14 protein-coding genes and 1 riboswitch are annotated in these 18,981 nt (G+C 35.9%); of the genes, 9 read left to right on the top strand and 5 right to left on the bottom strand.

Annotation, left to right across the window (positions count from 1 at the left end):
• Genes ACLHG9_RS10985 through ACLHG9_RS10995 form a run of 3 tightly spaced genes read left to right on the top strand, consistent with a single transcriptional unit; the run spans position 1 to position 5,344 of the window.
• Positions 1–2,715, top strand: a complete 2,715-nt coding sequence (locus ACLHG9_RS10985) for a putative LPS assembly protein LptD (protein WP_410221530.1) — start codon at positions 1–3, stop codon at positions 2,713–2,715.
• A gap of 2 nt (positions 2,716–2,717) precedes the next feature.
• Complete coding sequence (locus ACLHG9_RS10990; RefSeq protein ID WP_410221531.1) at positions 2,718–3,965, top strand: competence/damage-inducible protein A; 1,248 nt, start codon at positions 2,718–2,720, stop codon at positions 3,963–3,965.
• 50 nt (positions 3,966–4,015) lie between these two features.
• Positions 4,016–5,344: a dihydrolipoamide acetyltransferase family protein gene (locus ACLHG9_RS10995; protein WP_410221532.1), complete on the top strand. Its 1,329-nt coding sequence runs from the start codon at positions 4,016–4,018 to the stop codon at positions 5,342–5,344.
• A gap of 120 nt (positions 5,345–5,464) precedes the next feature.
• Here ACLHG9_RS10995 and ACLHG9_RS11000 read toward each other — a convergent pair whose 3' ends face one another.
• From ACLHG9_RS11000 to ACLHG9_RS11015, 4 genes are all read right to left on the bottom strand, one after another.
• Entirely contained in the window at positions 5,465–6,706 is a 1,242-nt protein-coding gene (locus ACLHG9_RS11000) for a homoserine dehydrogenase (protein ID WP_410221533.1), read from the bottom strand.
• 12 nt (positions 6,707–6,718) lie between these two features.
• Positions 6,719–7,777, bottom strand: a complete 1,059-nt coding sequence (gene metX, locus ACLHG9_RS11005) for a homoserine O-acetyltransferase (RefSeq protein WP_410221534.1) — start codon at positions 7,775–7,777, stop codon at positions 6,719–6,721.
• Positions 7,778–7,801: 24 nt separating this feature from the next.
• Complete coding sequence (locus ACLHG9_RS11010) at positions 7,802–9,103, bottom strand: O-acetylhomoserine aminocarboxypropyltransferase/cysteine synthase family protein (RefSeq protein ID WP_410221535.1); 1,302 nt, start codon at positions 9,101–9,103, stop codon at positions 7,802–7,804.
• A 261-nt stretch (positions 9,104–9,364) separates the two neighbouring features.
• Positions 9,365–9,478, bottom strand: a riboswitch (SAM riboswitch).
• A gap of 169 nt (positions 9,479–9,647) precedes the next feature.
• A complete protein-coding gene (locus ACLHG9_RS11015; RefSeq protein WP_410221536.1) occupies positions 9,648–10,769 on the bottom strand; it encodes a trans-sulfuration enzyme family protein in 1,122 nt (373 codons plus the stop codon).
• Between the two features lie 174 nt (positions 10,770–10,943).
• Between ACLHG9_RS11015 and ACLHG9_RS11020 the strand changes: the two genes are divergently transcribed.
• From ACLHG9_RS11020 to ACLHG9_RS11035, 4 genes are all read left to right on the top strand, one after another.
• A complete protein-coding gene (locus tag ACLHG9_RS11020) occupies positions 10,944–11,438 on the top strand; it encodes a hypothetical protein (RefSeq protein ID WP_410221537.1) in 495 nt (164 codons plus the stop codon).
• Positions 11,439–11,583: 145 nt separating this feature from the next.
• Entirely contained in the window at positions 11,584–12,765 is a 1,182-nt protein-coding gene (gene mqnE, locus ACLHG9_RS11025) for an aminofutalosine synthase MqnE (RefSeq protein WP_410221538.1), read from the top strand.
• A 45-nt stretch (positions 12,766–12,810) separates the two neighbouring features.
• Entirely contained in the window at positions 12,811–13,437 is a 627-nt protein-coding gene (locus ACLHG9_RS11030) for a histidine phosphatase family protein (protein WP_410221539.1), read from the top strand.
• Positions 13,430–14,155, top strand: a complete 726-nt coding sequence (locus ACLHG9_RS11035; protein ID WP_410221540.1) for a menaquinone biosynthetic enzyme MqnA/MqnD family protein — start codon at positions 13,430–13,432, stop codon at positions 14,153–14,155. The genes ACLHG9_RS11030 and ACLHG9_RS11035 overlap by 8 nt, the downstream gene beginning before the upstream one ends.
• A 196-nt stretch (positions 14,156–14,351) precedes the next feature.
• Here the strand turns inward: ACLHG9_RS11035 and ACLHG9_RS11040 are convergent, their stop codons facing one another.
• Positions 14,352–16,085 (bottom strand): phospho-sugar mutase, encoded by a 1,734-nt coding sequence (locus ACLHG9_RS11040; protein WP_410221541.1) that lies wholly within the window; start codon positions 16,083–16,085, stop codon positions 14,352–14,354.
• A 174-nt stretch (positions 16,086–16,259) separates the two neighbouring features.
• Between ACLHG9_RS11040 and ACLHG9_RS11045 the strand changes: the two genes are divergently transcribed.
• Together ACLHG9_RS11045 and lysA are read left to right on the top strand one after the other, a co-directional pair.
• Positions 16,260–17,570 carry an aspartate kinase gene (locus ACLHG9_RS11045; protein WP_410221542.1) on the top strand — a complete coding sequence of 437 codons (1,311 nt, stop codon included), beginning with the start codon at positions 16,260–16,262 and terminating at the stop codon, positions 17,568–17,570.
• A 180-nt stretch (positions 17,571–17,750) separates the two neighbouring features.
• Complete coding sequence (gene lysA, locus ACLHG9_RS11050; protein WP_410221543.1) at positions 17,751–18,908, top strand: diaminopimelate decarboxylase; 1,158 nt, start codon at positions 17,751–17,753, stop codon at positions 18,906–18,908.
• Positions 18,909–18,981 lie beyond the last annotated feature (73 nt).

Below are 18,981 nucleotides of genomic sequence, written 5' to 3' on the forward strand. Positions count from 1 at the left end.
TTGAAACTTTCTGCGGGTACCATTTTTACATTCATACTACTTATATCAGTTTTAATAGCTGATAATGAAGTGTTTGCTTTATCTAATTTTAAATTTCAACAAATTCCGGGACAGATAAAACCCAATAAGACAGATACTGTAAAAAACGCAAAGGTTTTAAAGAAAAGCTCACTAGATTCTAAATTAGAGTATTACGCAAAAGATTCGATCAATACAGACATGGAAAAAGAGATTTCATACCTGTATGGTGGTGCACGTGTGGTTTATGAAGGTTTTGAATTAGATGCTGATTTTATCAGGTTTGATTCTAAGAACAAGATCATTTTTGCGAGCGGTGTTAAAAGTGAGAAAGGTAAATATGTTGGCCGACCCATTTTTAAAATGGGCGAGGAGGGTGCTGCTATTGCCGATTCACTGATTTATTATACTGAAAGTAAACAAGGTGTGGTTTACAGTGTATATAAAGAACAAGAAGGCGGCTTTTTTTCGGGTGGTAAAACCAAAATGCAGCCCGATCATGAATTTCATGTAGCGGGTACCACCTATAGTACCTGTAATTTACCTGAGCCTCATTATGGCATACATATAACTAAAGGTATTGCTACAGAAAACCATATCCTTACTGGTCCTGTTTATATGGAATTTGAAGGTATTCCAATGCCTTTAGGCTTACCGTTTGCATTTTTCCCAAAACCTAATAAAAAGGCATCGGGTTTTATACTGCCCACCCCCGGAGAAGATGCAACACGTGGTTTCTCTTTAACAAACGGGGGCTATTATTTTGCTTTTAATGATTACATGGATGCAAGAATAATGGGTAATATCTTTACCAATGGTTCTTATGACCTTAACCTTACAAGCAATTATACCAAACGTTACAAATATAACGGTAACCTCAATTTTGCTTATTCAAGCACCCGGAACGGTTTAGAAGGGACCCCTCAATACAAACCACAAAAGAATTTTAATGTAACCTGGTCTCATAGCCAAAATTCAAATGCAAGGCCGGGAACAACTTTCAGTGCTTCTGTAAACGCCGGTACAAGTAGCTATTATGCTGTTACAGCAGCAAATGGCACCTATGATGCCAATGCAATGTTACGAAATACCATGAGCTCAAGTATATCTTATGGTAGGGTTTTTGGCGACGGTTTATTCAATTTTACTTCTGCATTAAGACATTCGCAGGAAACGCAAAGTAAAACCATTAGTTTAACACTGCCCGATGTAAATTTAAATATGGCTACTATTAGCCCTTTTGATTCTAAAAAGAGCGTGGGAGAAAAAAAATGGTATCAGAAATTAACAGTGGGTTACGGTTTTCAGGCCAGCAATACTGTAAGCACTAAAGAAGACCTGCTGTTTACACAAGATGGTTTAAAGAGTTTTAAAAATGGTTTCCAACACACCATTCCAATCAGTTTACCCTTCAACTTGTTTCAATACCTTAATTTTAATAGTAGTATGAACTATACTGAACGCTGGTATATGCAAACTATTGAAAAAAAATATATCAGAAATGTACCTTCAGATATAGTAGTAATAGATACTTTAGACGGTTTTAAACGTGCAGGGGAGTATAATTTAAGTATGGGAATGACCACTAAAATATATGGGCGTAAAGATTTTAAAAATTTAGGAGGCATCAAAGCTATAAGACACGTTATGACCCCCTCTGTAAGCTTTACTTATAAACCTGATTTTGCCAATATTAAAAATACAGTTTATAGAGACCAACAATATTATATAAATGACCTACGTCCGGGTAAACTGGTTCCAACTAATGAATATGTAAGAGATGCAAATGGAAACATACTTAAATATTCTACTTTTGAACAGGGAATTTACGGAGGACCATCACAAGGCAAACAGGCCAGTATAGGTTTCTCTCTAGATAATAACGTTGAACTGAAAGTGAGGTCAAGCAAAGACACTACCGGAAACGGAGAACGTAAAATACAGATCTTGCAAGGATTGTCTCTATCAAGTTCTTATAATTTTGTACAGCCACAAAAGAAATTAGCTCCAATTAATTTTGGTGGCAGATCTCAGTTTACAGATAAATTGGGTATCAATTTTGGTGGTACCTTCAGTCCTTATTTGGTAGAACAGGTTGCATATACTACCGGAACAGGGGCTAACCAGATAACTACTTATTCTTATCAGGAAGTAGATAAATATACCTGGTCGCAAGGTAAATTTCCACGTCTGGTAAGCTTAAATCTTTCATTTGATTACAGCCTAAATCCCGAAGCCATTAAAAGCCATCAGAAAAATGTAGATAATCTCCGTAATGATGTATCCAATAATAGAACTGCAGAACAGGCAGAACAGCTGGCTGCTATTAGTCGTGACCCGAATGCCTTTGTTGATTTTAATATTCCATGGAACATTAATTTTTCTTATAATTTCAACTATAATAACCCTTTAAGTATGGCGGCATCGAGAAGTATAAACAACACGGTTAACTTTAGCGGTGATTTCAATTTAACATCTAAGTGGAAAGTACAATTCAGATCTGGTTACGATTTTAAAGCTAATAACCTTTCGCAAACTTCATTTGCCATTTATAGAGATTTACACTGCTGGGATTTAAGCGCCAACTGGATTCCTTTTGGTATATATCAGAGTTATTCTATTGATATACGTGTTAAAGCGTCTATTTTACAAGATCTGAAATTAAGTAAGCGAAAAGGCTATTATACTACTTATTAAAAATGACCGCAGAAATTATAACTATTGGTGACGAGATACTGATCGGACAAATCGTTGATACCAATTCGGCCTGGATGGCTGCTCAACTCAACAAAGTTGGTATTGCTGTTAAACAAATCACTTCCATCTCAGACGAAGCCCAACATATTATACAAGCATTAAATGAGGCTCAAAGTAGAGCTGATATTATTCTGATTACTGGAGGACTTGGACCTACTAAAGATGATGTGACCAAATTTACATTGGCGCAATACTTTAACATGAAGCTGGTTAGGCATGAGCCTACTCTAAAACACGTGGAAGATTTCTTTGCCAAGCTTAACCGTCCTATGCTTGAGGTTAACTGCAGGCAGGCCGATGTTCCTGAGGGATGCACCGTAGTTTTTAATAAATACGGTACTGCACCAGCCATGTGGTTTGAAAATAATGGTAAGATCATTGTTTCTATGCCAGGTGTACCTTTTGAAATGATGCATATCATGCAAGAAGAGGTTATTCCAAAACTGCTTAATCGCTTTAGTATGCAAGGCATTGTACACAGTGTTATTCTAACTGCTGGACTAGGTGAATCTTTTCTTGCCGAACAGATTTCCGATATTGAAGAAAGCCTGCCTGATTATATCAAACTGGCTTATTTGCCTAAACTATCGCAGGTTAGATTAAGATTAAGTGCTTATGGCGATCATAAAGAAATCTTAGAAAAAGAAGTTGAGCATTTCGCTTCTCTGATTGTTGAAAGAATAAAGCCTTATGTGGTAGCTACCGAAGATATTACCTTAGAAAAAGCTATCCTGAATTTAATGGAACAACATGGTTTAACATTAAGTACTGCCGAAAGCTGCACAGGAGGGTATATTGCACATCTGCTTACCCAGCATCCAGGTTCTTCAACTGTATATGCCGGCGGGGGGGTGACTTATTCTAATGCCTTAAAACAATCGGTACTGGGAGTAAATGAACAAACTTTAGTTAATTATGGAGCTGTAAGTGAGCAAACTGTTTGTGAAATGGCCAGCGGAGCAGTTAAACATTTTAATACAGATTATGCCATTTCTGTAAGTGGCATAGCCGGACCCGATGGAGGAACTCCAGATAAACCAGTAGGTACGGTATGGATTGCCGTAGCTAATAAAAATCAGGTAAAAGCTAAACATTATCTGTTTAGCAATAAGCGGCAACAGAACATAGAAAGAGCTGCAACAGCTGCTTTAACCTTATTATTTATGTTCTTAAAGCAAGAATTACCATAAAATATCATTAAAAAATGTAATTTTGCCAAAACAAATTTTCTTTAATCAATATGGCTCAATACGAATTATTGTTACCAAAAATGGGAGAGAGCGTTGCAGAAGCAACCATCATTAAATGGACCAAACAACCTGGTGACGTTATTAAATTAGATGATACTGTATTAGAAATTGCTACAGACAAAGTTGATTCAGAAGTTCCATCTCCGGTTGAAGGAAAGTTGGTTAAACAGCTTTTTAATGCTGATGATGTAGTACAGGTAGGTGCGGTTATAGCGATTATAGAAATTGAAGGTAGTGAAGGCGGTCAGGAAAGTAAACCTGTTCAAGAACCTGTTAATACAGAAAACGAAACGGTAAAAACGGAAAATATACCAGGTGTGAACCAGCTTCAGGCAACAGCAGCTCCGGTAGCACAGGATTTTAAAAATTCTGAACGTTTTTATTCGCCTTTGGTTAAAAATATAGCCAGTCAGGAAAATATAAGTATTACAGAATTAGATCAGATAAAAGGGAGTGGTGCCGAAGGTAGATTAACTAAAGACGATCTTTTAAATTATATTAAATCTAAAAATGCAGGATCTGCACCACAAGCTGCTTCGGCTCAGCAAGCTGTTTCTAAACAAGTAGAAACTCCTAAATCTGCTCCAGCAACAGTGAGTGTAAGTGGAGGAGATGAAATTATAGAGATGGACAGAATGCGTAAACTGATTGCCGATCATATGGTAATGAGTAAACAAACTTCTCCACATGTAACCTCTTTTGTTGAAGCTGATGTAACTAATATGGTTTTATGGCGCAATAAAGTGAAGAAAACTTTTGAACAACGTGAAAATGAAAAAATAACCTTTACACCTATATTTATTGAGGCTGTAGCAAAAGCTATTAAAGATTTTCCTATGATCAACGTATCTGTAAATGGTACGCAAATCATTAAGAAAAAAGATATTAATATAGGTATGGCTGCTGCTTTACCAAGCGGAAACCTTATTGTACCTGTAATCAAAAATGCAGACCAGTTAAATTTATTAGGCTTAACAAAAGCTGTTAATGATTTGGCTAACAGATCAAGAGCTTCTAAATTAAAACCAGATGAAACACAGGGTGGTACTTTTACATTGACCAATGTAGGTTCTTTTGGTAATGTAATGGGAACGCCAATCATTAATCAACCACAGGTAGCTATTATGGCTGTTGGTTCAATAAAAAAGAAACCTGCTGTATTAGAAACAGAATATGGTGATGTAATTGCGGTAAGGCATATGATGTTTTTATCATTATCTTATGATCATAGAGTAGTTGATGGTTCTTTAGGCGGATCTTTTTTACGTAGAGTTGCCGATTATTTAGAAAACTGGGATATTAACAGAGAAATCAACTAAAAAATTAATACCTTATAAAAAGCTGCTTTTGAGCAGCTTTTTTTGTTTCAAAAAGAACAAGACACATAAAAACAGCCCTGTCTTTTAAGATCAGGGCTGTCAAAACAAAACAATATAAATTTAATTTACTAACAGTTCTTCCTGTGTTATAGCCTCTATACTTTGAGTGCTGTAAATAATTTTACCCGTTTGCGCAATAAACACATCTTTTGTCTGCAACAACTCGTTGTTTTCCAATAAGCTTTTTAGGGTAACCGTACCTATTACATATTTATAATCATTACGTGCAAAACGTTCTGAAATATCGGTAATCTTAAGTTTTTCTAAAGTGTATTCGTGCTCATAACGCAGGTAAACCTCAAGGCTTACTTTATCTGTATAAATCAGGCCGCTTTTTTGATGATATTTCTTGTATTCGTATTTATAATCATATCTTAAAGCTGCAATATCAGACAATACAGCTGCTCCGGTTGGATGTCCACCGGCACCTTTACCAAAAAAGAATTGCTTATCTGCAAATGCTGCTTGAACAGTTACACCGTTATATTCATTTTCAACGTTGTACAGGAAATCATCAGATTTAACAAATTTTGGTAGAACAAAAGCTATAATCTGTTTAGAACTGATTTTACGCGCAGTAGGCACCAGTTTTATTTTTACATTTTTTTCTTTAGCATATTGTATATCCTCATTTTTAAGGTTTTGTATGCCAACATTTAATATCTTTTCAGGTTTAATAAACAGTCCGTAAGCATGCGCAGTGGCAATGGTCAGTTTAAATTTAGGATCATATCCTCCAACATCCAGTATAGGATTAGTTTCTGCAAAACCCAGTTCCTGTGCATGTTTTAAAGCAATATCGTAAGCAATACCTTCATTAAATATTTTAGACAAAATATAATTTGATGAGCCATTAAAAATTCCGGTTATTGCATGAAGCAGCTCATTATCATAATATTCTTCCAGATTTCTGATAATAGGTATGCTACCGCATACTGCACCTTCATATAAAAGTGAAGTTCCGTATTGCTGCTGTAAACTTACCAACTCTTCTAAGTGGGCAGCAATCATTTTTTTATTAGCAGAAACTACATTTTTTCCGGTACTTAATGCTTTCTTAGCTATTTTATAAGCTGCATCTGCATCATCAATCAGCTCAACAATGGTATTGATCTCAGTGTTATCCAACAACTCATCATGATCTGTGGTGAAAAGTTCTGCCGGTAAACTGCGCTTCTTGTCTTTATTCTTAATGGCAAATTTTACAATTTCAAGGTTCAGGTCTTGGCTTTTTATAATATCATAAAGGCCTTGTCCAACCACCCCAAAACCAAATATTCCAATTTTTAATTTCTTGCTCATGTCTAAATCTTCTCAGGCAATATGTTGTAGTTTTAAAATTCTATTATTTGAGTTCTCTTTTAAAAAATTTCCGACGATTTTTGTCAGTTTGTCTGTTTCTATTAAAAAACCATCGTGCCCATAGGCACATTTAATTACACTTAATTCAGCACCAGGTATATGTTTAGCTAAAAACTCCTGCTCAGTTAAAGGAAAAAGAAAATCATTCTCGATACCTACAACCAGCGTTTTGGCTTTTATATGTTGCAAAGCATCAGTAACACTTTTACGTCCACGCCCAACATTGTGGCTATCCATAGCTCTTGTTAAATACCAATAACTGTAAGCGTTAAACCTTTTGATCAGCTTTTCGCCTTGGTAACTCTGATAGGAGGCCGCTCTGAAATCTCTCAGTTTATCATTATTGCTTTCTACCTGCGTTTCAGCATAGGCATCGTAGGTTCTGTAAGATAAAAGGGCCAGGCTTCTTGCCGCTATTAAGCCTTTTTGACCACCATCTGGTTTATTAGCAAAAAAAGTGCGATCAGCAGCGATAGCTAAACGTTGACTCTCGTTAAAAGCAATACCCCACGACGAATGCACGGCATTGGTTGCAATTAAAACAAGATGTTCAATTTCTGTTTGACCAGCTAATGCCCATTCTAAAGCCTGTTGGCCACCCAATGAGCTACCTAATAAGGCATTGATTTTTGTAATACCTAAATGCTGAGCTAAAAGCTGATGTAAGGCACTTAAGTCTCTGATGGTAAATTCCGGGAAAGACAGGTAATACGGTAAGCCATTTATAGGGTTAACGCTCAAAGGGCTGGTTGTGCCATAATGAGACCCTAAGATGTTTGCACAAACGATAAAATGCTCATCGGGATTGAACAAAGCTTTGTTCCCAAATAAACCTTTCCACCAGTCAAAAACATCGGCATTAGCGGTTAAAGCATGACAAACCCATATTACATTGCTTTTATCGCTATTCAATTTGCCATATGTCTGGTAGGCAATTTCTAGGTTGCGCAGCTTTTTGCCGTTCTCCAGTTTAAAAATCTTAGGGTACTTATAGATTAACGTATTACTCATTGTCTTTTTACCGGTGTTTTAGTTTTAGTTAAGGGCGCTAAATGCTTGTTCAAAATCTGCTTTTATATCATCTATGTGTTCAATACCAACCGATACACGAAGCAGGTTAGGAGTAACTCCGGCTTCTATCTGTTCCTGATCACTTAATTGCTGATGGGTGGTTGCCGATGGTTGTATAATCAGTGTTTTAGCATCGCCAACATTAGCCAAATGGCTCACTAATTTTAAATTATCTACTAGTTTTGTGGCATTTTCTTTACTACCCTTCAATTCAAAAGACAAAACAGCACCAAAACCATTTTTCAGATATTTTTTGGCGTTAGCATGGTAAGGACTGCTTTCAAGACCAGGGTAATTTACTTTCGAAACTAAAGGATGTTGTTCTAACCATTTGGCTAAAGCCAGTGTATTTTCAACATGTCTCTGTACTCGTAATGATAAGGTTTCTAATCCTTGTAGCAATAAGAAAGAATTAAAAGGAGATTGAGCAGGGCCAAAATCTCTTAATCCTTCAACACGTGCCCTGATAATAAATTGAATATTGCCAAAAGGGCCATTCTGACCGAAAACATCATTAAATACCAAACCATGGTAACCTTCAGAAGGTTCTGTAAACTGAGGGAATTTACCATTACCCCAATTGTAATTTCCTGCATCTACAATTACACCGCCAATACTGGTTCCATGTCCGCCGATCCATTTTGTTGCAGACTGTACCACTACGTTTGCACCATGTGCAATAGGTTGAAATAAATATCCTGCTGCTCCAAATGTATTATCTACAATTAGAGGGAGGTCATGTTTTTTAGCAATAGCCGATATTTTTTCGAAATCTGCAATGCTAAAAGAGGGATTACCTATCGTTTCTAAATAAATAGCCTTGGTATGGGTATCTATTTTTTCCTCGAATTCATTAGGTTGGTCTACATCTGCAAACTTTACCGTAATTCCCAAACGTTTAAAAGCTACTTTAAACTGATTATATGTTCCTCCATATAAATGAGATGATGAAATAAAATTATCTCCAGCTTGAAGGATATTATTTAAAGCGATGAATTGCGCTGCCTGACCCGAAGATACGGCCAAAGCCGCAACACCACCTTCCAGAGCTGCAACACGTTTTTCAAAAACATCACTTGTAGGGTTCATGATACGAGTGTATATGTTTCCAAACTCTTTGAGCGCAAACAAATTGGCACCGTGGGCCGAATTGTTAAATACATAAGAAGAAGTTTGATAAATTGGAACAGCTCTCGATCCTGTTGCTGCATCTATATCCTGACCTGCATGTACCTGCAGTGTTTCAAATCTTAAATTTCCTGACATGGTTGTTAAGTGATTAAATTTTAGAATAAAATATTATTTACAAAGCATCACGTACCCTAAGCTTATAGGGCCTTCCAGATTGATAAAAGCAAAAGGGAAGATTTTTAGATTATATACATGCCGAAGCACATACACATATGCTGATGCATACTACAACAGGTGTTGCGTGTAATAATAATTGAAAGTGCTGCTTTATCCGTTTGGAATAAAGTTGTCTTTCTGAGTTCTAATTTTAATGAATTTACGGTTTTCATTGTATTCAATTTATATTTCCAAATTACACCATGTAACTTGGTCAGGATTTGGCACCTTCTCTTATGTTAGAGGGTTGCCAGTGGGTCATTGAGCCTGTCTCTTACCACTTCTTTATAAATCAAAACCTTAACCAGGTGTTGACTATGATTTTGGTATATTTACCAAATGATGTTTCAAATATCAGTACTTTTTAACTGAAATACAAAATAAAATTTCGAATTAATTTCAAATAACTGTAAATCAATGAATTATTTTATAAAAACAATGCCTAACTAAGAACTATTTGTGCCTATATTTTCGCTAAAGCTTGATCAAGGTCATCTATTAAATCGTCAATATGTTCCAGTCCTACAGATATCCGAATTAAATTTTGCGGGGTTTTGGTATCTGGTCCTTCAACTGATGCTCGGTGCTCTATTAAACTCTCAACGCCGCCTAAACTCGTAGCCTGTGCAAATAAATAAACTGCATTTACAACTTTACGAGCTTGTTCACTGCCACCTTTAACCAAAATAGAAAGCATACCACCAAAATCTTTCATCTGTTTTTTGGCGATATGATGTTGCGGATGATGGGTTAAACCCGGATAGAATACCTGCTCAATCTTTGGGTGTTGCTGCAAATATGCAGCTAATAAACGTGCATTTTCGCAGTGACCTTTGATACGGTAGGCTAACGTTTTGATACTTCTCAAAAGCAGAAAACAGTCAAAAGGAGAGGGAACTGCGCCACCGGTTTGTTGTATATTCTTAATATCTCCCCAAAATTCATCAATTTCTGCCGTGGTAAGCGCACCACCTAAAACATCACTATGTCCCCCTATATATTTTGTAGTTGAATGCATTACGATATCAGCACCATATAAAATTGGGTTTTGTAAAATAGGAGATGCAAAAGTATTATCAACCGCAAGTCTAATCTGGCGTTGCTTGGCGATTTTAGAAATCTCTTCAATATCACATACTTTTAATAAAGGATTAGAAGGTGTTTCAACCCAGATCAGTTTTGTATTTTCATTGATTTTTGATTTTAGAAGAACTAAGTCAGTCAAGTCTATAAAATCAAAAGATAAAGTTTGCGCAAATACAGTGGTCAATTGTTTTTTAAAACCCCAGTACATATCATCAGGAGCAATAATATGTGTACCAGGTTTTAGGGCCTGAAAAATAGTCATACCCGCCACATTCCCAGAAGAAAAAGCAGCGGTATCTTTTCCTTTTTCAAGATTAGACAGTACTTTTTCTAATGCACTACGGTTAGGGTTACTTACCCTGCTGTACATGTGCCCTCCGGGATAAGCGCCATCTTCTCCACGATAAAAAGTTGTGGATAAACTAATGGGCATAATCACATCACCTGTGTTGCTTTTTACTACATCTGAAGCATGTATGGCTAAGGTCTCGGGTTTCATCACAATATAAATTATTTATTTTTAGGCTTTTGAAACAATTCTTGTTTTTGAAAGTGTAAATATCACAAAATGGCAAGATTTATGTTAATACATTTGCAAATAAATTAACTATTGAAATAATTACGGTGTATAAATATTATAACTCCGTAGATTAAACAACAAAATTGAAATGATATGAGAAAGTTATTTTTAGTAATCGCATTGTTCTGTACAGCATTGGTGGTAATGCAAAGCTGTTCTCCAAAAACAACAACATCGGGTACAACAGCAGCACGCAGAGGCGATGTAAATGGAAATTGGACATTAAATAATGTTAGTTTTGAAGGTATCCCTGAAGTGGCGGTAAGATCTTTCTTAGGGGAAAATTCGTACAAATGTTTTGTAGGCAGTACTTGGGTATTAACCAACAGCGGTAATGGTAGTTATAGCTTGCCAAACAGCGCCAGCTGCAGTGCAAAAACACAAAACATTTTCTGGTCTATGAATTCATCAGAAGGAACTTTCCAGTTTAAAAAATTATATGAAGGCGATAAAGCTAAAAATGTAACTGAAGGTTACCGTTTACAGTTAAGTAGTTCAACCAATGATATGTTGGTATTAAAATCGCCAATTGAATACAGTGGCAGAACAGCCTATATTGTTTTAACGTTTAACAAAACTATTAAATAATCATCATAATTAAATATGTTAAAAGAAGGGTGCTTTTTTACGGTACCCTTTTTTTATTTCATGTACATATTGATGAATTAGCTATGTTTTTACAAGAAAATGATGTTCAATATCGTACTTTTGCATTAATCAAAATTCTAAAAAATTGCAGACATTAGATATTTTACTCAACAATAACAGCTTAGACCCCAACTTAAAAGCAATAGCGCAAAAAGTAAAAAACAACGAACGTATTACGTTTAATGAAGGTGTTTATCTGTATGAAAAAGCAGAATTGTCATATCTTGGCATTCTTGCAAATTACATCAGAGAGCAAAAACATGGCGATAGAACCTATTTTAATCGGAATTTCCATATAGAGCCTACCAATATTTGTGTGTACGATTGCAAGTTCTGCTCATATAGCCGTATGATCAAGCAACGTGAAGAGGGTTGGGAAATGGATGTTGACGGCATGATAGACATCTTGAAAAAATACGACAACGAACCTGTAACAGAAGTTCATATTACAGGTGGGGTAGTACCTAAACAGAATCTTGAGTTTTATTCAGAATTTTTCAAAAGGGCAAAAGCACATCGCCCTAATTTGCATATCAAGGCCTTAACTCCAGTAGAATATTATTATATCTTTAAAAAAGCCAAATTATCGCATTACGATGGAATGAAGCATCTTAAAGAAGCCGGATTAGATTCTATGCCTGGTGGGGGAGCAGAGATTTTCCATCCAGAGATAAGAGAACAGATTGCGGCCGATAAATGTACTGCTGAACAATGGTTGGATATACATGAACAAGCGCATAAATTAGGTATGCGCTCTAATGCCACCATGCTTTATGGGCACATAGAGCAGTTTTGGCATCGTGTAGATCATATGGAACAGTTACGCCTGCTACAAGATAGAACCGGAGGTTTCCAGGCATTTATACCACTTAAATTCCGTAACCAGAACAATCAGATGAGCCATGTACCTGAAGTTTCTGTAATAGAAGACCTTAGAAATTATGCTATCGCCCGTATATACTTAGATAACTTTGATCATATTAAAGCTTACTGGGCCATGATCAGTAGAGAAACTGCACAGTTAAGTTTAAATTTCGGGGTAGATGATATAGATGGTACTTTAGATGATACCACTAAGATTTATTCAATGGCCGGTGCCGAAGAGCAAACTCCTGCTATGAGCACAAAAGAATTGGTGGATCTGATCAAGCATGTTAACCGCAAACCTATTGAGCGTGATACGCTATATAACGTGGTTACCGATTATACAGATGTAGTTTTTGAAGAAGAAAAGCCTTCATATTATAAATTACCTGTTGTAAACTAATTCAACTGTTTTTAGTTAAAATTTATTATCATTCCATTCTTTTAAATGAAAGAAGTTTATATTATTCGTCATGGAGAAACCGATCTGAACAAGCAAGGGATCATACAAGGGCGCGGTATAAATTCTGACCTGAACGAAACGGGAAGATTGCAGGCGGCGGTATTCTTTAACAGATATAAAAGTATTCCTTTCGATAAAGTTTATACTTCTGCCTTAAAAAGAACCCATCAAACCGTACAGCAGTTTATAGATATGGGGATCTCGTGGCAGCAATTAAGTGGTTTAGACGAATTAGGGTGGGGCGAATGGGAGGGCAAACCGAGTAGTCCTGAATCTCTCGTGGTTTTTAAAAAAATAGCCGAAGAGTGGCAATCTGCCAATTACGATGCGAAATTTGTAGGAGGAGAAAGTCCTAATGATGTATTACTTCGTTTAAAGCCCGCTATTGAAGAAATAAAAAGCCATCATGAAGAAAAATGTATTTTAATGTGCATACATGGAAGGGTAATGCGTATTTTATTATGCTATCTGCTCAATAAACCTTTAGCAGAAATGGCAGATTTTCCTCATCAGAACACTACACTTTACAGGCTTAGGCTTTCAGAAAGTGGTCAGTTTACCCTAATTGATTTTAACAATACCGAACATTTAATCAGTCAAATACGTGAATAAAATAAAAATATCATCAGTTTCTTATACCAATAGTAAGCCATTTGTATACGGAATACAACATTCAGAATTGATCAACGAAATAGATTTAAGCTTAGATATTCCTTCAGATTGCGCAGCTAAACTTATTGATGATAAAGTAGATATTGGTTTAATCCCGGTAGCTGCTATTCCTTTTGTTCCCAATGCCAATATCATCGGTTCTTATTGTATTGGTTCTGTAGGAGCGGTAGATTCTGTATTTATCTTTTCAAATTTACCGATAGAAAAGGTACGTACTGTTAAGCTTGATCCACAGTCAAGAACCTCTAATAACCTGGCAAAAGTTCTATTGAAATTTCATTTTAAAAAAGAAGTTGAGTTCACCACAGATATTGATGCCGATACCGATGCTTTGGTATTGATTGGTGACAGAACTTTTGGTAAAAAGACTGCATACCCTTTTGCCTATGACATGGGTAAAGAATGGATGTATTTTACGGGCTTGCCTTTTATGTATGCAGCGTGGGTAGCCAATAAACAAATCCCCGAAAGCTTTGTAAGGGAATTTGATAAGGCGCTGTTAAAGGGATTGGATTATAGAGAACAGCTCATCAAAGAATTACCTTCTATTCCCGGCATTGATTTGCACAATTACCTGATGTATAAACTCGATTTTACGCTTACGGAAGAAAAACTTAAGGCAAAAGATTTGTTTTTAAAGTTAATTACGGAACTGTAAAATTATTTCTTTCACTTCTTCTAAAATTAGCATTTTAACATATAGGTCCCAAAACGAGTTCGGGGTACGTAGTGGAGTCCGTCATACTGACTTATAGAAATGTTGTGACAAGCCGTTTCAGCATCTTATCTATAAGAAAAGCCCCTGAAATAGTCCAGAGGCTTTTTTAGTCTTTTAAACAGTCACAGACTTCTACTTAAGCCTGAAGATCAGTCATAATATTTTTAATTGTATTATTTAATTTAGCTTCTGTAGCTTCAAAATCTGCTGCTTTATTCAAAGGAGCCTGAACACTGCAATAAAATTTTATTTTCGGCTCTGTACCGCTTGGCCTTGCTGATACCACATAACCATCTTCTGTTATAAATTGCAAAACATCCGATTTAGGAAAATCTAATTTTTTCACCTGTCCGCTTATTAAATCTGTTTCCTTATCTAATTCATAATCTTTAAGCTTTATTACCTTAGAACCTCCTAAATTTAATGGTGTACGATCTCTGAATTTATTCATCATGGCCTTGATTTCTTCTGCTCCCGATTTACCTTTTTTGGTAATAGAAACCAAATCTTCTTTGTACATACCATATTCAACGTAAATATTAATCATAGCCTGATACAGGCTACTCCCTTTGTCGGCGTAAAAAGCAGTCATTTCAGCAATAAAAGCGCAAGAAATAATTGCATCTTTATCTCTCACCAAATCACCGATAAGATAACCGTAACTTTCTTCACCACCAGCAATAAATTTCTTTTTACCCTCAAGACTGGTCATTAATTTACCAATCCATTTAAATCCAGTTAAGGTACTAAAATATTCCACGCCTTTTTTTTGGCAAATGGCTTCTATCAATCCTGTGGTTACCACCGTAGAAATCACATATTCGTTACCGGTCAATTTTCCTTTTTCCTGCCATGCAGTAAGTATATAGTTGATCAGCAAACTACCGGTCTGGTTACCATTTAACAAAATAAATTCTCCTTTGTTATTTTTAACGGCTATACCTACACGATCAGCATCTGGGTCGGTAGCCAAAACTAAATCGGCATCTATTGCTTTAGCTTTATTCATGGCCAAAGTCATGGCTTCTTTTTCTTCAGGATTTGGGTAAACAACCGTTGGGAAATTACCATCGGGTTTACTCTGTTCTTCTACAATGCTCACATTGGTAAAACCAAAGCTCTCCAAAGCCTTAGGCACCAAAGTAATTCCGGTTCCATGTATAGGCGAATAAACTATTTTTAAGTCTTTTTGACGTTTTATGGCATCTTGTGAAACAGATAATTTGGTGATCTTATGTATATAAAGCTCATCCATTTCTTCACCTATGAATTTGATGTTCGCTTCGTCTCTATCAAACTTTACCTCATCAATAGACTTAATTGCAGCTACCTCTGCCATTACAAGCTTATCATCTGGAGAAGTAAATTGTCCGCCATCTTCGCCATAAGCTTTATAACCATTGTATTCTTTTGGATTATGAGACGCAGTTAACATTACACCACTTTTACACCCCAGCTCTCTAATGGTAAAAGACAACAGGGGAGTAGGCCTTAAAGCTGTAAAGAAATGTACTTCTATACCATTTGCAGAAAATACATCGGCAGTAATCTGTGCAAAATAATCAGAATTGTTTCTGCTATCATGAGAAATGGCTACGCTAATTTTTTGTCCTGGATATTTTTTTAATAAATAATTAGATAAACCCTGAGTTGCCGTACCTATAGTGTATTTGTTCATTCGGTTAGAACCTACGCCCATAATACCGCGTAACCCTCCTGTGCCAAACTCCAGATTTTTATAAAAAGCATCCGTAAGTTCTGTATTTTCATTATTCTCTAACAATGTTCTTATTTGGTTTTTGGTATCTAAATCATAGTTACCATTTAACCATTGATTTATTCTTGTTTCAGTAGATTGGTCTAATTGCATTTTTGATATCTTTTTACAAAATCAGTTTAACGACAAATTTTAATCGGTTTAAAATAATGAACAAGTATATGTATCCTACTTTATTTTGCTAATCCTGATGATTTTAGCAGGCTTTTACTTAATTTCACGCCCCGATTACAATATTAATAAAAATACCCATTCTTTACTTTAAAAATGAAAATATTAAAATTTGGAGGCACCTCGGTTGGTAGCCCCGAGCGCATGAAAAAACTGCTCGATATTATAAACACAAGCGAGCGTCAAATTGTTGTATTATCAGCTGTATCAGGAACAACGAACAGTCTGGTAGAAATTTCTACTGCGTTACTAAAGGAAGATAAGAAGAAGGGTATTGATCTTATTAACCATTTGTATAAGAAATACAACGAATTTGTAATTGAATTGCTGCCAGAAGGCGATTTTAGAGAACAGGGACAAGAAGTAGTTGATTACCATTTTAATTTCCTACTCGATTTAGCTAATAATTTGTTTACTTCTATTGAAGAAAAGGTTGTTTTAGCGCAGGGCGAGCTTTTATCAACTACCTTATACCATGTTTATCTAAAATCTATCGATGTACCTTCTGTATTATTGCCAGCATTGGATTTCATGAAAATAGATGAGGATAACGAACCTGTTATCTCTTACACTACAAAATATTTAACACCTTTACTGGAAGCGCATCCCGATAATAATCTTTTCATTACACAAGGATATATTTGCAGGAACAGCTTTGGTGAAATTGATAACTTACGTCGAGGAGGTAGTGATTATACCGCTTCTTTGTTGGGAGCTGCTATACTGGCTGAAGAAGTACAGATATGGACAGATATAGATGGTATGCATAATAACGACCCTCGTATTGTTAAAGGCACCAAACCCATTGCACAGCTTTCGTTTGACGAGGCCGCCGAATTGGCTTATTTCGGTGCTAAAATATTGCACCCTCAGTCTGTTTTCCCTGCTCAAAAATACAAGATACCTGTACGCTTGCTCAATACCATGGAACCAAAAGCATTTGGAACTTTGATCAGTAATGAAAGCGAAAGTGGTAAAATCAAATCTATTGCAGCTAAAGACGGTATCATAGCCATCAAGATCCACTCGAGCCGAATGTTGCTTGCCTATGGTTTCTTAAGAAAAGTATTTGAAATATTTGAACGCTATAAAACACCTATAGATATGATCACAACCTCTGAGGTTGCCGTATCTTTAACTATAGATGTTACTGATCATTTAGATGAAATTACCAACGAGCTTAAGGCTTTTGGTTCTGTAGAAATAGATAAGGATTTGACCATAGTTTGCGTGGTAGGCGATTTCGGAGCTGAAACGCATGGTTATGCAGCCAAAGTTTTAGACTCTATTAAACATATTCCAGTACGTATGATTTCTTATGGTGGCAGTAACTACAACATATCACTATTGGTAAGAACAGAAGATAAAGTGGAAGTATTAAGAAGTTTACATAACCGGATTTTCTAACTTTATCTCTTCCTCAGGAAGAAATAAATAAACAAAACAATAAAAAAAAGTAAAATAGACAAACGAATTCTTCTTTCGAACTCTTTTCTGCTAATGTTGCCACGGGTTAAATCTACATAGTTGCCTAAGTAAACTACTACCATGAAGATGAGAAAAAGGATGAGTAAAATTTTCAAGATTATGTTTTCCGATAAAGATATTGCACATTTTTCGAATTTAGAAACGCCTTTTTATTATTACGATCTGTCATTGTTGCAGAACACCATCAAAGCCTGCACAGATGCCGCCGACAAATATGAATTTCATGTGCATTATGCCATGAAAGCTAATTTTAATGATAAAGTAATTAATGAGATTAAGCAAGCCGGATTAGGTGCAGATTGTGTAAGTGGCGGAGAAGTAAGAAAAGCTGTTGAATCTGGTTTTGAAAACCATAAAATTGTTTTTGCTGGAGTGGGCAAAGCAGATAAAGAAATTAATTATGCTTTAGATCATAATATTTTTTGTTTTAATGTAGAGTCGCTGCAAGAATTAGAAGTAATTAACGAACTGGCTGCTCAAAAGCAAAAAATAGCAAAAGTAGCTATTCGAATAAACCCCAATGTTGATGCGCATACCCATGCCAATATCACTACAGGCTTAGATGAAAACAAGTTTGGTATTAACTCATGGGATATGCCTGCCTGTGCAGAGATATTAAGGCAATCGGCTAACCTTGAATTTATAGGTATCCATTTTCATATTGGTTCACAGATTACCAATTTAGATGTATATAAGAATCTCTGTGTACGTGTAAATGAATTTGCAAATTGGTTTGAAGATAAAGGCTTTAAAGTAGGGGTATTGAATGTAGGGGGTGGATTAGGGATAGATTACCACAGTCCTGATCAGCAGATACCTGATTTCGAAGCATATTTTAAAATTTTCAATGATTTCTTAGATGTTAAACCCCATCAGGAGGTACATTTTGAGTTGGGCAGGGCTTTAGTTGGCCAATGCGCTTCATTGATCAGTCGTGTTTTATACGTTAAAAATGGTAAAAAGAAAAATTTTGTAGTTTTAGATGCGGGTATGACCGAACTTATGCGCCCGGCTTTATACCAGGCTTACCACCAGATTGAAAACCTGACCAAAAGACAAGAACCTATTGCAATTAAATATGATGTAGTAGGTCCTATATGCGAAAGTACCGACTGTTTTGGTAAAGAAGTTTCACTACCTGAAACACATAGAAATGACGTATTTGCCATTAGAAGCACAGGTGCCTACGGCGAGGTAATGGCTTCTCATTATAACCTTAGAGAAAATATCAGATCCTATACCGCGCAGGATTTTTAAAAAAATGTAAATAATAAAATCAACATTTTCTAACTTTATACAAGCCATATGCATGCAATATGGCTTTTTTGTT

Source organism: Pedobacter sp. (assembly GCF_046462515.1).
Lineage (GTDB): Bacteria > Bacteroidota > Bacteroidia > Sphingobacteriales > Sphingobacteriaceae > Pedobacter.

Bases quoted from the DNA above. Each gene is read 5' to 3' on its own strand.
- lysA (WP_410221543.1), top strand. From the start codon at position 17,751: ATGTTTTCCGATAAAGATATTGCACATTTTTCGAATTTAGAAACGCCT.
- metX (WP_410221534.1), bottom strand. From the start codon at position 7,777: ATGAGTAATACGTTAATCTATAAGTACCCTAAGATTTTTAAACTGGAG.
- ACLHG9_RS11000 (WP_410221533.1), bottom strand. From the start codon at position 6,706: ATGAGCAAGAAATTAAAAATTGGAATATTTGGTTTTGGGGTGGTTGGA.
- ACLHG9_RS11020 (WP_410221537.1), top strand. From the start codon at position 10,944: ATGAGAAAGTTATTTTTAGTAATCGCATTGTTCTGTACAGCATTGGTG.
- ACLHG9_RS10990 (WP_410221531.1), top strand. From the start codon at position 2,718: ATGACCGCAGAAATTATAACTATTGGTGACGAGATACTGATCGGACAA.
- ACLHG9_RS11010 (WP_410221535.1), bottom strand. From the start codon at position 9,103: ATGTCAGGAAATTTAAGATTTGAAACACTGCAGGTACATGCAGGTCAG.
- ACLHG9_RS11040 (WP_410221541.1), bottom strand. From the start codon at position 16,085: ATGCAATTAGACCAATCTACTGAAACAAGAATAAATCAATGGTTAAAT.
- ACLHG9_RS10995 (WP_410221532.1), top strand. From the start codon at position 4,016: ATGGCTCAATACGAATTATTGTTACCAAAAATGGGAGAGAGCGTTGCA.
- ACLHG9_RS11030 (WP_410221539.1), top strand. From the start codon at position 12,811: ATGAAAGAAGTTTATATTATTCGTCATGGAGAAACCGATCTGAACAAG.
- ACLHG9_RS11045 (WP_410221542.1), top strand. From the start codon at position 16,260: ATGAAAATATTAAAATTTGGAGGCACCTCGGTTGGTAGCCCCGAGCGC.
- ACLHG9_RS11015 (WP_410221536.1), bottom strand. From the start codon at position 10,769: ATGAAACCCGAGACCTTAGCCATACATGCTTCAGATGTAGTAAAAAGC.